This window comes from Isoptericola sp. NPDC019571, assembly GCF_044389385.1.
Lineage (GTDB): Bacteria > Actinomycetota > Actinomycetes > Actinomycetales > Cellulomonadaceae > Isoptericola > Isoptericola nanjingensis.
This window is the reverse complement of sequence record NZ_JBIRXZ010000001.1, coordinates 310,621-325,414: the sequence shown is the minus strand read 5'-3', so window position 1 is coordinate 325,414 and position 14,794 is coordinate 310,621. Positions and strand designations below refer to the sequence as shown.

At 73.2% G+C, this 14,794-nt stretch carries 13 protein-coding genes; 7 read left to right on the top strand and 6 right to left on the bottom strand.

Annotated elements, in window-relative coordinates; translation table 11 throughout:
- Positions 1-288 precede the first annotated feature (288 nt).
- From mshD to ACH443_RS01515, 3 genes are read left to right on the top strand one after another with little or no spacing between them, the layout of a single operon-like run.
- Positions 289-1,284: a mycothiol synthase gene (gene mshD / locus ACH443_RS01525; protein WP_430589272.1), complete on the top strand. Its 996-nt coding sequence runs from the start codon at positions 289-291 to the stop codon at positions 1,282-1,284.
- 49 nt (positions 1,285-1,333) lie between these two features.
- Positions 1,334-3,709, top strand: coding sequence for an RNA degradosome polyphosphate kinase (locus tag ACH443_RS01520; RefSeq protein WP_429765963.1), 2,376 nt, complete (start codon positions 1,334-1,336; stop codon positions 3,707-3,709).
- Between the two features lie 58 nt (positions 3,710-3,767).
- Positions 3,768-4,763 (top strand): NUDIX domain-containing protein, encoded by a 996-nt coding sequence (locus tag ACH443_RS01515; protein ID WP_430589449.1) that lies wholly within the window; start codon positions 3,768-3,770, stop codon positions 4,761-4,763.
- 16 nt (positions 4,764-4,779) lie between these two features.
- Here the strand turns inward: ACH443_RS01515 and ACH443_RS01510 are convergent, their stop codons facing one another.
- The 3 genes from ACH443_RS01510 to ACH443_RS01500 all read right to left on the bottom strand — a co-directional run bounded on the left by ACH443_RS01510 (position 4,780) and on the right by ACH443_RS01500 (position 7,289).
- A complete protein-coding gene (locus tag ACH443_RS01510; RefSeq protein WP_429765965.1) occupies positions 4,780-5,784 on the bottom strand; it encodes an inorganic phosphate transporter in 1,005 nt (334 codons plus the stop codon).
- A 2-nt stretch (positions 5,785-5,786) separates the two neighbouring features.
- Positions 5,787-6,407: a DUF47 domain-containing protein gene (locus ACH443_RS01505; protein WP_429765967.1), complete on the bottom strand. Its 621-nt coding sequence runs from the start codon at positions 6,405-6,407 to the stop codon at positions 5,787-5,789.
- Between the two features lie 282 nt (positions 6,408-6,689).
- A complete protein-coding gene (locus ACH443_RS01500) occupies positions 6,690-7,289 on the bottom strand; it encodes a hypothetical protein (RefSeq protein WP_429766289.1) in 600 nt (199 codons plus the stop codon).
- A 185-nt stretch (positions 7,290-7,474) separates the two neighbouring features.
- On the opposite strand from ACH443_RS01500, the gene ACH443_RS01495 reads away from it, so the two are divergent.
- The 4 genes from ACH443_RS01495 to ACH443_RS01480 all read left to right on the top strand — a co-directional run bounded on the left by ACH443_RS01495 (position 7,475) and on the right by ACH443_RS01480 (position 11,832).
- A complete protein-coding gene (locus ACH443_RS01495; protein WP_429765969.1) occupies positions 7,475-8,914 on the top strand; it encodes a sugar porter family MFS transporter in 1,440 nt (479 codons plus the stop codon).
- Positions 8,915-9,135: 221 nt separating this feature from the next.
- Positions 9,136-9,612, top strand: coding sequence for a MarR family winged helix-turn-helix transcriptional regulator (locus tag ACH443_RS01490; protein WP_429765971.1), 477 nt, complete (start codon positions 9,136-9,138; stop codon positions 9,610-9,612).
- Complete coding sequence (locus ACH443_RS01485) at positions 9,609-11,234, top strand: MDR family MFS transporter (RefSeq protein WP_430589271.1); 1,626 nt, start codon at positions 9,609-9,611, stop codon at positions 11,232-11,234. Before ACH443_RS01490 ends, ACH443_RS01485 begins: the two co-directional genes overlap by 4 nt.
- 112 nt (positions 11,235-11,346) lie before the next feature.
- Positions 11,347-11,832: a MarR family winged helix-turn-helix transcriptional regulator gene (locus ACH443_RS01480; protein ID WP_429765975.1), complete on the top strand. Its 486-nt coding sequence runs from the start codon at positions 11,347-11,349 to the stop codon at positions 11,830-11,832.
- A gap of 82 nt (positions 11,833-11,914) precedes the next feature.
- Here ACH443_RS01480 and ACH443_RS01475 read toward each other — a convergent pair whose 3' ends face one another.
- The 3 genes from ACH443_RS01475 to ACH443_RS01465 form a co-directional block, all read right to left on the bottom strand.
- A complete protein-coding gene (locus tag ACH443_RS01475) occupies positions 11,915-12,691 on the bottom strand; it encodes a tyrosine-protein phosphatase (RefSeq protein ID WP_430556435.1) in 777 nt (258 codons plus the stop codon).
- A 61-nt stretch (positions 12,692-12,752) separates the two neighbouring features.
- Positions 12,753-13,157 (bottom strand): peptide-methionine (R)-S-oxide reductase MsrB, encoded by a 405-nt coding sequence (msrB, locus tag ACH443_RS01470; RefSeq protein ID WP_429765979.1) that lies wholly within the window; start codon positions 13,155-13,157, stop codon positions 12,753-12,755.
- Between the two features lie 60 nt (positions 13,158-13,217).
- Positions 13,218-14,699 (bottom strand): DEAD/DEAH box helicase, encoded by a 1,482-nt coding sequence (locus tag ACH443_RS01465; RefSeq protein ID WP_430589270.1) that lies wholly within the window; start codon positions 14,697-14,699, stop codon positions 13,218-13,220.
- Positions 14,700-14,794: the final 95 nt, after the last annotated feature.

The following is a 14,794-nucleotide window of genomic DNA, read 5'->3' as shown; positions in this document are numbered from 1 at the left end:
GCAGGCTCGGCTTGGCCGTTTCGGCCCTCGGAACGGCGGCGACGCCTCGACCACTCGGGGACCGCACGCGCAGCGCGTGCCGAGTCGCACGAGAGACGAGGACGTCCCACCCTGTCGCACTCTCCCCACCCGCCCACTCCCCCCGGTGCGACGGCGCGCCCGGCGGCGCGGAAGTCATCACCCCGCCGAGGTAGTGCGGATCTCCGCCAGGTAGTACGGATTCTCGTGACGTGGGGGGTCGGTCCACCACCTCACGAAGATCCGCGCCACCTCGGCGACAATGGGGTCGTGCCCACCTCGCCCGTCCAGCCCACCCTGTCCTTCGACGCGCTCGACGCGACCGCGCAGGACGCCGTGCGCGCCCTCGCCGCGGCGGCGTCCGCCCACGACGGCGTCGCCCCGCTGTCGGAGCAGCCGCTGCTGCGGCTGGGCACGGACGCCGACTGGCTCACGCACGTCGTCGCGCGCGACGACGAGGGCGCCGTCGTCGGCTACCTCCAGGTGGACCGCGGCGGCGACGACGCGAGCGCCGAGCTCGTGGTGCACCCCGACCACCGGCGCCGGGGCGTCGGGGGCGTCCTGCTGCGCACCGCCGAGCGCGACGCGCGGCTGCCGATGTTCTCGGGCGCGCCGGGCCAGCGCGGCAAGCCACTGCGGGTGTGGGCGCACGGCGACCTGTCCGCGGCGCGGGCGTTCGCCGCGGCGCACGGCTACGAGGCCGCGCGCGAGCTGCTCGTGCTCGCGCGCCCCCTCGGGCCCGACGACGCGGCGCGCGACGTACCGGACCTGCCCGGCCTCTCCCTGCGGACGTTCCGCCCCGACGCCGACGACGAGGCGTGGGTGCGGCTGAACGCGCGCGCGTTCGCGGACCACCCGGAGCAGGGCCGCCTCACGGTCGACGACCTGCACGACCGGCGGCGCGAGCCCTGGTTCGACGCCGACGGCTTCTTCCTCGTCGTGCCCGGCGACGACGCCGCCGGCCCGGGCAGCGAGCCGCTCGGCTTCCTGTGGACCAAGGTCGAGAACGACCAGCCGGACAATTCCCGGGACGGAGAGAGCCGCTCCGGAGAGATCTATGCGGTCGGCGTCTCCCCCGACGCGCAGGGCCGAGGTCTGGGCCGCGCGCTCACCGCCGTCGGGCTGCGCCACCTGGCGCGCGTGGGCTGCGACCGTGCGGTGCTCTACGTGGACGGGGACAACGCGCCGGCGCTGGCCACGTACGCGAGCGCCGGCTTCGAGCGCGCCGCCGTGGACGTCCAGTACGCGCGACCCACGGGTGCGTAGCGACGGGGCGGCGGACTTCGTCACCCGCCGTTCACCTATCGGTGCCACGATGGGGGGCATGACAGCGTCGCGCCCCCGAACGTCCCGGTCCCGCGACGGACGCGGCCCCTCCGCCGCGCCGGACACCGCCGTCGTGGCCGCCGAGGTCACGGACAGCCGCCCGCGCTCCACGGCCGTCGCGCCGTCCCGCCCCCTGGACCCGCAGCTCGCGGCCCACATCGCCGAGCACATCGCCGAGGAGCCGGAGTCCGACGGCGTCGCCGCCGCGGTCGAGCTCGAGCCGCTGCCCGACGACCGGTTCGCGGAGCGGGAGCTGAGCTGGCTCGCGTTCAACGAGCGGGTGCTGGAGCTGGCCGAGGACCCGTCGCTGCCGCTGCTGGAGCGCACCCGGTTCCTCGCGATCTTCGCGTCCAACCTGGACGAGTTCTTCATGGTGCGGGTGGCGGGCCTGAAACGGCGCATCGCCACGGGCATCGCCGTCACCGCGGCGTCGGGCTTGAGCCCGCGGCAGGTGCTGGAGACGATCGGCGAGGGCGCGCACCGCCTCATGACGAGGCACGCGGAGGTGTTCCGCTCCGACGTGCAGCCGGCGCTCGACGCCGAGGGCATCACGATCGTGCACTGGGACCAGCTCGAGGTCCGCGAGCAGGAGCGTCTGCACAAGTTCTTCCGCAAGCAGATCTTCCCCGTGCTCACGCCGCTCGCGGTGGACCCGGCGCACCCGTTCCCGTACATCTCAGGGCTGTCGCTCAACCTGGCGGTCGTCGTCGCGAACCCGCTCACGGGCAAGGAGCACTTCGCCCGCGTCAAGGTGCCGCCGCTGCTGCCGCGGTTCATCGCCGTCGACGACCGCGGCCGCCCGTCGGCCCCCACGCCCACGCAGGGCGGCGGCACGCAGACGTCGTTCGTGCCGCTGGAGGAGGTCATCGCCCAGCACCTCGACCACCTCTTCCCGGGCATGGAGGTGCGCGAGAGCCACACGTTCCGCGTCACGCGCAACGAGGACGTGGAGGTCGAGGAGGACGACGCCGAGAACCTCCTGCAGGCGATGGAGAAGGAGCTGCTGCGCCGCCGGTTCGGCCCGCCCGTGCGGCTCGAGCTGGCGCACGGCATCTCGCCGCGCATCCGCGAGCTGCTGGTGCGCGAGCTCGACGTGGCCGAGGAGGAGGTGTACGAGCTGCCCGCGCCGCTCGACCTCACCGGTCTCAACGTCATCGCCGACATCGAGCGCGCGTCGCTGCACTACCCGCCCTTCGTCCCGACGACGCACCGCCAGCTCGCCGAGGTGGAGTCCGCCACGGCGCGCGACGTCTTCGCCGCGATCCGCGAGCGGGACATCCTGCTCCACCACCCCTACGACTCGTTCTCGACGTCGGTGCAGACGTTCCTCGAGCAGGCGGCCGCCGACCCGGCGGTCCTCGCGATCAAGCAGACGCTGTACCGCACGTCGGGCGACTCCCCGATCGTGGACGCCCTGATCGACGCCGCCGAGGCGGGCAAGCAGGTGCTCGCGCTCGTCGAGATCAAGGCGCGGTTCGACGAGCAGGCCAACATCTCCTGGGCGCGCAAGCTCGAGGAGGCGGGCGTGCACGTCGTGTACGGGATCGTCGGCCTCAAGACGCACGCCAAGCTGTCCCTCGTGGTGCGCCAGGAGGCGGACGGGCTGCGCCGGTACTGCCACGTCGGCACCGGCAACTACCACCCGAAGACGGCCCGCATGTACACCGACCACGGGCTGCTCACGTGCGACCGCGACGTCGGCCAGGACCTCACGCGCCTGTTCAACCAGCTCTCGGGGTACGCCCCGCAGTCGCGCTTCCACCGGCTGCTGGTCGCGCCGCGCGCCGTGCGCGCGGGCCTCGTCGAGCGCATCGAGCGGGAGGCCGCCGCCGCCCGTGCCGGGCACGACGCCTGGGTGCGCATCAAGGTGAACAGCGCCGTCGACGAGGCCACGATCGACGCCCTGTACCGCGCCTCGCAGGCCGGGGTGAAGGTCGACCTGGTGGTCCGCGGCATCTGCGCGCTGCGACCGGGAGTGCCGGGCCTGAGCGAGAACGTGCGCGTGCGCTCCATCCTCGGCCGGTTCCTGGAGCACTCCCGGATCTACGCCTTCGCCAACGCGGCCGGCCCGGCCATCGGCGAGGGGCCGGAGTCCGGCCCGGAGGTGTACATCGGCTCGGCCGACCTCATGCACCGCAACCTCGACCGGCGCGTCGAGGCGCTGGTCCGGATCGCCGACGAGGGCCAGGTCGCGGAGCTCCTCGACCTCATGGACGCGTCCATGTCGGACGAGACCTCCACGTGGCACCTGCAGCCGGACGACACCTGGGTGCGGCACGCCGTCGGGCGGGACGGCGTGCCCCTCGTGGACCTGCAGGCGCAGCTCGTCGACCGCCACCGCCGTCGGCCCGAGCGGGCTCGATGAGGGCGCGGTGAGGGCGGCACGGGTGCGCCGGGCGGCGGGCACCACGGCGTCGCCGCTCGTGGACAGGCTGGGGGCGACGTCGGTGGAGCACGCCCCGGTGATCGAGTCGGCGGGCGCGCTCGTGTGGCGCGAGCGGGACGGGCGGCTGCAGGTGCAGCTCGTGCACCGGCCGCGCTACGACGACTGGTCCTGGCCGAAGGGCAAGCTCGAGCCGGGCGAGTCGCTGAACACGGCCGCCGCGCGCGAGGTGGCGGAGGAGACGGGCAAGCCCGTGGTGCTGGGTGTCCCCCTGCCGGGGCTGCAGTACCTGACGCCCGAGGGCCGCGTGAAGCGGGTGCACTACTGGGCGGCACGCCGTGCCTCGCGGTCCGACGACGCCGCGGCGCTGGCCGCACGGTCCCCCGTGCAGCCGCCGTCGACGGACGAGGTCGACAAGAAGGCGTGGCTCGACGTCGACGACGCCGCCGCGCGCCTGACGCGCCGCGCCGACCGCGGGCCGCTCGAGGCCCTCGTGGAGGCGCACGGCCAGGGCCGGCTCGCCACGCACGCCGTCGTCATCGTCCGGCACGGCAAGGCCGTCACCCGGGCGGCCTGGCACGGCGCCGAGCACGACCGGCCGCTGACGCCGGTGGGGCACGCCCAGGGCGCGGCGCTCGTCCCGGTCCTCGCGGCCTACGGCGTGACGTCCGTGGTGTCGAGCCGTTGGGAGCGCTGCGCGGCGACGATCGAGCCGTACGTGCAGGCGGCGCGCGCCCGACCGGAGCTCAGCGACCAGCTGGGCGAGGCCGAGCACGAGCGGTCGCCGTCCCGCGTCGCCGCGACGGTGCTCGACCTGCTCGAGTCGGGTCGGTCGTCGGTGCTGTGCACGCACCGCCCCGTGCTGCCGACCGTGCTGGACGTGCTGGGCCAGCACTCCCGCCGCGCCGTCGCGAACGTCCTGCCGTCGCGCGACCCGTTCCTCGAGCCGGGCGACCTGCTCGTCGCCCACGTCGCGACCACCGGCAAGGGCCCGCGCGTCGTCGCCGTCGAGAAGGTCACGCCCCCGGTCTACTGACCGCCGCGGCTGGTGGTCAGGTCAGCCAGGGGTGCAGGATCCAGGTCGTGATCGCGGCGACGAGGGCGGCGGCGGGGATGGTGAGCACCCAGGCCACGCCGATGTTCTTGGCCACGCCCCAGCGGACGGCGGACAGCCTGCGCGTCGCACCGACGCCCATGATCGCCGACGTGATCGTGTGCGTCGTGGAGACGGGCGCGTGCAGGATGAACGCGTTGGCGTAGAGCACCAGGGCCGACACGGACTCGGCGACGAAGCCGCGGGCCGGGTCGAGCTCGATGATGCGGCGGCCCAGCGTGCGCATGATGCGCCAGCCGCCGGAGTAGGTGCCGAGCGAGATCGCGCTCGCGGCGGCCAGCTTGACCCACAGCGGGATGCTGCCGTCGGCGGCCGCCCACCCCACGGTCACGAGCGCCATGTAGATGACGCCCATGGTCTTCTGCGCGTCCTGCAGGCCGTGGCCGAGGGCCATCGCGGCCGCCGACGCGGTCTGCGCGAGCCGGAACCGGCGCGTCACCCGCGACGGGGCCGCGTTCCGGAAGATCCACAGCACCGCGACCATCACCAGGTAGGCGCCGACGAAGCCGATGAGCGGGGAGAACACCATCGGCAGCACGACCTTGTCGATGATCGACTGCCCGTAGATCGGGAGCCCGGCCGCCAGGCCTGCCCCGACCAGCCCGCCGATCAGCGAGTGCGTGGACGACGACGGCAGCCCGAACCACCAGGTGATGAGGTTCCAGGCGATGGCGCCGATGAGGGCGCACAGCACCACGACGAGCGCGGTGTGGTTCGAGGCGTCCTGCAGGTCGACGATCGACGTCGCGATCGTCTCGGCGACCTCCGTGCCCAGCAGCGCGCCGACGAAGTTCATCACGGCGGCCATCAGCAGCGCGACCCGCGGCGTCAGCGCACGGGTCGAGACGGAGGTGGCGATGGCGTTGGCCGCGTCGTGGAAGCCGTTGGTGTAGTCGAAGCCGAGCGCGATCGCGACGACGAGGACGACGAGAGCCGCCTCCACCGTCAGGACTCCTTGAGGGCGATGGTCTCGACCATGTTCGCGACCCGCTCGAAGGCGTCGGCGCCCTCCTCGAGCATGTCGACGATCTCCTTGAGCTTGATGAGCAGGATCGGGTCGGTGGTGTCGTCGAAGAGCTGCGCGATGAGCTCGCGGTGCAGCTTGTCGCCCTGGTTCTCGAGGCGGTTGATCTCGACCCAGTAGTCGGACAGCTGGTCCATGGAGCGCAGGCGCGGCATGGCCTCGGCGGTGAGCTCGGCGCAGCGCTGCAGCACCTGCACCTGCTCCGACACGCGCAGGGGCAGCTCGTCGACCTTGTACAGGACGATGAGGTCCCCGGCCTCCTCCATGGCGTCCATGCAGTCGTCGAGCGCGGACGCGAGGCCGTAGATGTCGTCCCGGTCGAACGGGGTGACGAACGTCTGGTTCAGGCGCCGCATGATCGAGTGGGCGGCGTCGTCGGCCACGTGCTCGGCCTCGTTGAGCCTGCGGACGATCCCTTCCCGCTCCTGCCGGGACGCCCCGAGCAGCTCCGCCAGGAGCGAGGCCCCCGTGACGTTGTGCTGCGCGAGCGTCGCCAGCATGTCGAAATACGTCGTGTCGCGCGGTGTCAGGCGCAGGCGCACGTGTGGCTCCCGGATCGAGGACGCTGAGACTCTCACAGACTAGAGGTGGCCATCCTGGCGCGACCAGTTGAACGCGCGCTGAACGATCCGCCTCGCGGCTGCGGGAAAACTCGGGTGAGGTGCGACGCCGGACCGGGAGCGCCTCTCGGCGCGTGGCCGCTCGTAGCGGCTGAAGATGGAGCCCGGGGCTACCGCGGCCCGACGTCGCCCGAACATCGTAAGCCCGGGTGTCGGCGTGCTCCGAACACGCAGGTCAGCGCCGCCGTTCGGGCTCGGAGCGACTCAGTCGAGGGTGCCCGCCCGCCAGCCCGTGGCCGCGCGCTCCAGCTCCTCGGCGGTGCGCACGAGGTCGGCGGCCCCGCGGGTCATCCGCGTGGCCCCGTCGGGGTCCGCGACCTCGCGGGCGTCGGCGTCGAACGCCGCACCGGTCGCGAGGATGCGGCAGAACGACGCGGCCCGCTCCAGCGCCACGGCCAGGTCGCCGGCGTAGACGCCGGACAGGACGTCGTCCGCGAGCGTCCGCAGGTCCTCGGGGGCGGGCGGGCGGGGCACGCCGGCCACCGCCTCGTGCACCGGGGCGGCGTCGACGCCGAGCCGGTAGCGCAGCCCCACGGTGCGGGGGTCGCGGCGCACCCACTCGCGCAGCACGTACAGCCGCCACAACGCGCCGGGCAGCGAGGCGGGCGCGGCGTCGGACCACAGGGCGGCGACGACGTCGAGCCCCTCCCGCTCGACGAGGCGCACCAGGCGGTCCACGACCTCCGGGTCCTCCGCGGCCCGCGCCCGGTGCACGACGGCGCGCGCGGTGGTGTGCGCGACCTCGTCGCGCAGCGCGGGGTCGAGGGAGCCGGGGATCTGCTCCGCGGTCTGCGGGTCGAGCATCGCCGGTCGGCGGTGCCTGCGTGGTTCCGGCTCGTTGCTCACCGGTACAGTCTCCCGCGGTCCGCGCCCTGCAGGCACGTCCGGCGACGCCCACCCGGCGCCCGAGGTCTCCCGCGCCTGTCGCTCCCCGAGCCGACACACGATCGCGGACCTAGCATCGAAGCAACCACGGACTTAGGAGACACATGTCCACCTCCACACCTGGTCAGGCGGGTGCGCAGAGCGCCCACCGGAAGGCCACGGCCCTCGCCTTCGCGGCGGCGGTCGGCGGGTTCCTCTTCGGTTTCGACTCGTCGGTGATCAACGGCGCGGTCGACGCGATCGAGGGCCAGTTCGACCTCAACTCCACCGTGACGGGGCTCGTCGTGGCGATCGCCCTCCTCGGCTGCGCCCTGGGCGCATGGTCGGGCGGCAAGCTCGCCGACCGCTGGGGCCGCACCCACGTGATGGTGCTGGGCGCGGTGCTGTTCTTCGTCTCGTCGATCCTGTCGGCGATCGCGTGGAGCGCCTGGGACCTGGCGGTCTGGCGGTTCATGGCGGGCGTCGGCATCGGCATCGCGTCCGTGATCGCCCCCGCGTACATCGCGGAGATCGCCCCGGCCGCGATGCGCGGGCGCCTCGGCTCGCTGCAGCAGCTCGCGATCACCGTCGGTATCTTCGCGGCCCTGCTGTCCGACCAGATCCTCGCGACGGCGGCCGGCAGCGCCGCGAACGAGCTGTGGTTCGGCTGGGAGGCGTGGCGCTGGATGTTCCTCGTCGCCGTGGTCCCGGCGGCCGTGTACGGCATCCTCGCGCTACGGATGCCCGAGTCCCCGCGCTATCTCGTGACGAAGGGACGCGACGACGAGGCGCGGTCCGTCCTGGCGTCCGTGCTCGGCCCCGACGAGCACCCGGACGACCGGATCGGCGAGATCCGCCGCTCGATCGCCGTCGACGAGAAGAACGCCGAGCTGGGCAGCCTCAAGGGCGACCGGTTCGGGCTCAAGCCCATCGTCTGGGTCGGCATCGTGATGGCGATCTTCCAGCAGTTCGTCGGGATCAACGTGATCTTCTACTACTCGACGACGCTGTGGCAGGCGGTCGGTTTCGACGAGTCCCAGGCGTTCCTCGTCTCGACGATCACGGCGGTCACCAACGTGGCCGTGACGTTCATCGCCATCGCCCTCATCGACAAGGTGGGGCGGCGCCCGCTGCTGCTCATCGGCTCGGCCGGCATGGCGGTCTCGCTGGGCCTGATGGCGGTGTGCTTCACGCAGGCCACGGGTTCGGGCGACTCGATCAGCCTCCCGGATCCGTGGAGCATCATCGCGCTGGTCAGCGCGAACGCCTTCGTGGTCTTCTTCGGCGCCACGTGGGGCCCGCTGATGTGGGTGCTGCTGGGCGAGATGTTCCCGAACCGGATCCGCGCCGCCGCCCTCGGTGTCGGCGCCGCGGCCAACTGGATCGCGAACTTCGTCATCACGCTGACGTTCCCGCCGATGCTCGACACGTTCGGCCCGGCGATCCCCTACCTCATGTACGCCGTCTTCGCGGTGCTGTCGTTCTTCTTCGTGCTCGGCAAGATCCCGGAGACGAAGGGCGTCGAGCTCGAGGACATGGCGGGCGAGGCGTACAAGCGCGCCTGACGCACGCCCGAGTCGCGCCGACACGACGACGGCCCGTGACGCTCCGCCCGGGGCGTCACGGGCCGTCGTCGTCCGCCGGGTGAGCTCCCCACCAGGACACTTGCTTGCTGCAAGCACCAGGCGTATGTTTGCACCCTGCAACAACTCGGCCCGCGCCCCGGGCCGCACCGCTCCGGCCGTCCGGCCCCGAGCACCCACCCTCTTTCAGCAAAGGCCCTGCCATGCCCGTTGACCGCACCGCGGCCCGTGAGCTCGTGGAGACGCTCGAGGAGCTCTCCCGCGCCCAGCGCGAGGCCGCCATGCGCGTGGCGCGCGACCTGGACCTCCCCCGGGCCGGCCTCGGGGCCCTGCACCTGCTCACGCGGTGCGGGCGCGTCCAGATCACCGACGTCGCCGCGAAGCTCCGCGTCGACGTCTCCGTCGCGAGCCGCCAGATCAGCGCCCTCGTCGACGCCGGTCTCGTCGAGCGCACGGTGGACGACGACGACCGGCGCGCCCGCTACCTCGCCCTGACGGACGCCGGCCGCGAGTTCGCGGAGGCCTCCTTCGAACGCATCGACGACCTCGTCTCCGAGTCGTTCTCCGACTGGTCGGAGAACGACCTCGCCGACGCCATCTCCCGGATCCGCAGCGTCGCGGCCGCACTCACCACGACCCACGACCGCGCCACGGCGCAGGAGGAGATCCCCGCCCGATGAGTCAGTCCCCCAGCCCGGCGCCCACCGCGCCGGACCTCTCCGCCGCTCCGGCCCCGGCGATGACCCGCCGCGAGGTGCTCGAGGCCCTCTCGGGCATCCTCCTCGGCGTCTTCGTCTCGCTGCTGGCCACCACCATCGTCTCGACGTCGCTGCCCAAGATCGTCAGCGAGCTCGGCGGCTCCCAGCACTCCTACACCTGGGTCGTCACCGCGATGCTGCTGACGATGACGATCTCGACCCCGCTGTGGGGCAAGCTCGCCGACCTGACCAACCGCAAGGTGCTCATGCAGGTCGCCCTCGCGATCACGGTGGTCTCCGCCGCCGCTGCCGGCCTGTCGCAGAACATCGAGATGCTCATCGGCTTCCGCGCCCTGCAGGGCATCGGCGCCGGCGGCCTCACCGCCCTCGCGACGGTCCTGATGGCCGACATCATCAGCCCGCGCGAGCGCGGCAAGTACATGGGCCTCATGGGCGGCGTCATGGCCGTCGCGCAGATCGGCGGCCCGCTGCTCGGCGGCGTGCTCACCGACTCGATCGGCTGGCGCTGGACGTTCTTCGTCGGCGTCCCCTTCGCCGTCGCCGCGTTCATCGTGCTGCAGAAGACGCTGCACCTGCCCGCGCTGGCCAAGCGGGAGGTGAAGATCGACTACGCCGGCGCCGGCCTCATCGCCGTCGCCGTCGCGCTGCTGCTCCTGTGGGTCACCTTCGCCGGCGACCAGTTCGAGTGGCTGTCGTGGCAGACCGGCGCGATGGTCGGCGGCGCCCTGCTGGCGCTCGTCGTCGTCGGCTTCGTCGAGAAGAACGCCGCCGAGCCGATCATCCCGCTGCACCTGTTCAAGAACCGCACGTTCGTGCTCGCCGTGGTCGCCTCGGCGTCCGTCGGCGTCGCCATGTTCGGCACCGCGGTCTTCCTCAGCCAGTACTTCCAGCTCGCCCGCGGCAAGACGCCGACCGAGTCCGGCCTGCTCACCATCCCGATGGTGGTCGGCACGATGCTCGCGGGCATCGTGCTCGGCCGGATCATCTCGAACACCGGCCGGTACAAGGCGATCATGGTGGGCGGCGCCGTCCTCCTCACCGGTTCGTTGTTCGGCCTGTCGACCATCGAGGTGGACACGAGCTTCGTGCTCATCTCCGTCTTCCTGTTCGGCCTCGGCCTGTCGGTGGGCGCCCTGATGCAGAACCTCGTGCTCGCCACGCAGAACACCCTCGACGTGCACGAGATGGGTGCCGGTACCTCCGGCGTCGCGTTCTTCCGCTCGCTGGGCGGCGCGATCGGCGTCTCGGCGCTCGGCGCCGTGATGGCCGCGCAGATCAAGACGGACCTCTCCACCGGCCTGGCGAAGCTCGGCATCGCCTCGGACGCGATGGGTGCCGGCTCGGGCGCGGTCCCGGACCTGGCCGCCCTTCCCGCCCCCGTGCAGACGGTGGTCGAGGGTGCCTACGCCGACGGCATCACGACGATCTTCCTGTACGCCGTGCCGATGGCCGTCGTCTCGCTGATCGCGGTGCTCTTCATGAAGGAGATCCCGCTGGGCCAGCGCTCCGGCATCGAGCAGGTGCTCGACGAGGAGAAGTCGGCCGAGCAGGACGTCGCCGCTCCGGTCGCCGAACGGGCCTGACACCGGCCCAGCACCCGGACGGGGTCGATTTCACCCGCTGAGACGCCGTCCGGGTGCAAGTTCGCCTGCTACGCCACTCCCGTTTGCCTCGGCGAAGCCTCATGATGGGCGCATGCACGACGTCGCCGCCCAGCCCCTGCCCGACCCGGCCACCGACCCGTTCGGTGCCCTCGAACGCGAGATCCGGGTCCTGATCCGTCGCGCCCAGTCGTCGGCGGCCCAGACCGCCCGGCGGGTGCACCCCGAGCTCGAGGCGTCGGCCTACCCGATCCTCGCGCACATCGACTCCCATCCCGGGATCCGCGGCTCCGACCTCGCCGCACACTTCGGCGTCGGCCGTGCCACCGTGTCCCGACAGCTCAGCCGCCTGGTGGAGCTCGGCCTCGTGCACCGCGAGGTGGACCCGGAGGACACCCGCGGCCAGCGGATCACCCTGACCGCCGACGGCGCCCAGCGCTTCGCCCGGGCCCGCGACCGTCGCATCGAGATGTACAAGGACGCGTTCGGCGACTGGGACGAGGCGGACGTCGCGCAGCTCGCGACGCTGCTGCACCGCTACTCGGAGGACTTCGTCCGCTGGCGCGACACGCGCTCCTGAGACGTCGTGGGCCTGGGCCCACGTCGCCGGTCGAGCCTGTCGGGACCCGTCCCGGCAGGCTCGACGCGTGTCCGGGGCCGGGTCAGCCCTCGAGGAGACGGGACCGCAGGGCGTCCAGCGTCTCGGTGCCGCCGCCGTGCGCACGGAACCATCCCGGTGCGCCGCCGTCGTGCTCGGCGAACCGGTCCAGCACGGTCTCGATCGCCCAGCCCGGAGCGGTGACGAGCTCGGGCGGCAGCTTCGCCAGCACGTGCGCGTCAGGGACGGCGAGGTTCGCCGTGACGGCGGCGCGGGCCAGCACCTCTCGCATGTGGGGACCGGTCCGCTCGTAGTCGGCGACGATCGCGGCACGGTCCACGCCCAGCAGGGCCAGCACCAGCGCGACGGTCACCCCCGTGCGGTCCTTGCCGGCGGTGCAGTGCACGAGCACCGGCGCGTCGTCGACCGCGATCAGCCGCACCGCCTCCACGAGGTGCCCGGCGCCCACGCCGTCGAGCATCTGCAGGTACAGCTCCCCGAGGCCGGGCACCGGCGCCGGCGCGGTGGCGCCCTGCATCGCCGTGCCGTCCAGCAGGGGCAGCGGGACGACGTGCGCGACGCCCGTCAGCGGGTGCGGCTCGCCGTTCTCCCCCGGGTCGCGCAGGTCGAGCACCGTGCGAGGCGGCCACACCACGTCGGCCGGGGCGACGTCGCCCGACCGGGGCGCGTCGGAACGCAGCAACGCCCCGGGCACCAGGCCCGGGGCGGCCGTCGCGACGTCGCGCACGTTGACGAGATGGTCGGGCACGGACGTCGGCGCGGCGGTCCAGGCCGTGGCGGCGTCGGCCACAGAGGGCGCAGAGGGCGCGGAGTCGGTCACCCGACCGACCCTAGCCGCGCCCTGCCCGAAGCGCTGCGGGCAGGGCGCGACGACCGGGCGGTCAGCCCTCGGCGGGCTCGAACGTCAGGCTGAGCGAGTTCATGCAGAACCGGTCGCCCGTGGGCGTCTGCGGCGCGTCGTCGAAGACGTGCCCCAGGTGCGAGCCGCACCGGGCGCAGCGCACCTCGGTGCGGACCATGCCGTGCGACCGGTCCTCGAGCAGCTCGACGGCGTCGCCGGCGAGCGGCGTGTAGAACGACGGCCAGCCGCAGTGCGAGTCGAACTTGGTCTCGCTCCGGAACAGCTCGTTGCCGCACGCGCGACAGCGGTACACGCCGACGCGCTTCTCGTCGAGCAGCTCGCCGGTCCAGGGCCGCTCGGTGCCCGCCTGCCGCAGCACGGCGAACTCCTGCGGGTTCAGCTCGACCTTCCACTGCTGGTCGGACTTGGTGACTTCGTACGTCATCTGACACCTCCGTCGTGCTCAACCCGGACCGGCGTGCGACTGTTCCTGCCCTGCGGCGGCTCAGGCCGCGGGTGCCGAGCCGCCCTGCCCGCGGCCGCGGCCGCCACGACGCCGACGACGGCGGGCGGGTGCGGACCCGTCGGCCCGGACCGCCTGCGGGGCGTGGCCGCCGGACGACGCCGGCTGCGCCTGCGAGCGCTGGCCCTGCTGGCCGCGCTGCCCCTGCCCGCGCTGTGCCTCGCCGCGCGGCGCCTGGCCGTGCGACGTGCGGCCGCGCTGGCTGCCGCCCTGCTGCGGGCCGCCGCCCTTGCGGCGCTGCGGCTGCGGGGGCGCCGCCGGCGCGGGCGCCACGTACGGCGCGACCTCGCCGACCAGCGCGGCGACGGTCGCGTCGCCCGGGGCCACGGGCTGCGGGCGGGCGTCGATCTTCGCCTTGCGCGTGAGGTCGCGGACGTCGCCGCGCTGCTCGGGCAGCATCACGGTGACGACGTCGCCGCCGGACCCGGCGCGTGCCGTGCGGCCCGAGCGGTGCAGGTACGCCTTGTGCTCGGCGGGCGGGTCGACGTGCACGACGAGCTCGACGTCGTCGACGTGGATGCCGCGCGCGGCGATGTCGGTGGCGACGAGCACCTTGACGTCCCCGGAGGAGAACGCCGCGAGGTTGCGCTCGCGCGCGCCCTGGCCGAGGTTGCCGTGCAGGTCGACCGCAGGCACGCCCGCGCCCGTGAGCTGCTTGGCGAGCTTCTTCGCCTGGTGCTTGGTGCGCGTGAACAGCACGCGGCGGCCGGTGCCGGAGGCGAGCGCGTGCACCACGTGCTTCTTCGCGTCGGCGTCCGCCACGGCGAGGATGTGGTGCGTCATCTGCGGCGGCGGGGCGGCGGCCTCGTCCACGGAGTGCGTCACCGGGTTCTTGAGGTAGCGCTTCACGAGCACGTCGACGCCGTTGTCCAGCGTCGCCGAGAAGAGCAGGCGCTGGCCCACCGTGGGCGTGCGGTCCATGATCCGCTTGACGCCGGGCAGGAAGCCGAGGTCGGCCATGTGGTCGGCCTCGTCGAGCACCGTGATCTCGACGTCGTCCAGGGTGAGGTGCTTCTGGCCGAGCAGGTCCTCGAGGCGGCCGGGGCACGCGATGAGCACGTCGACGCCGGCATTCAGGGCGTTGACCTGGCGGGACTGCGCGACGCCGCCGAAGACGGTGGTCGTCACGAGGCCGAGGGCCTTCGCGAGCGGCTCCATCGTGGCGTTGATCTGGTTGGCGAGCTCGCGGGTCGGGCAGAGCACCAGCGCCCGCGGGCGGCCGGGACGACGGCGCGGGCGGCCGGCGGCCGCGGCCTTCGCCGCCGACGTCGCGAGCCGCGTCACGACGGGCAGCGAGAACGCCAGGGTCTTGCCGGAGCCGGTGCGGCCGCGGCCGAGCACGTCGGTGCCGGCCATCGTGTCCGGCAGCGACGCCGTCTGGATCGGGAAGGGGGTGGTGATGCCCTGGTCCGTCAGCTGACGGACGACAGGGGCAGGCAGGCCGAAGTCGGCAAAGGTAGTCAAGGAAAAGGGCCTCTCGGGCAGGGACGTCTCGGACGTCGAGGTCGGGGTCCGCCGCACGCAATCCGGGGGGATCTCCACGACGCGGGGCGCGCAAC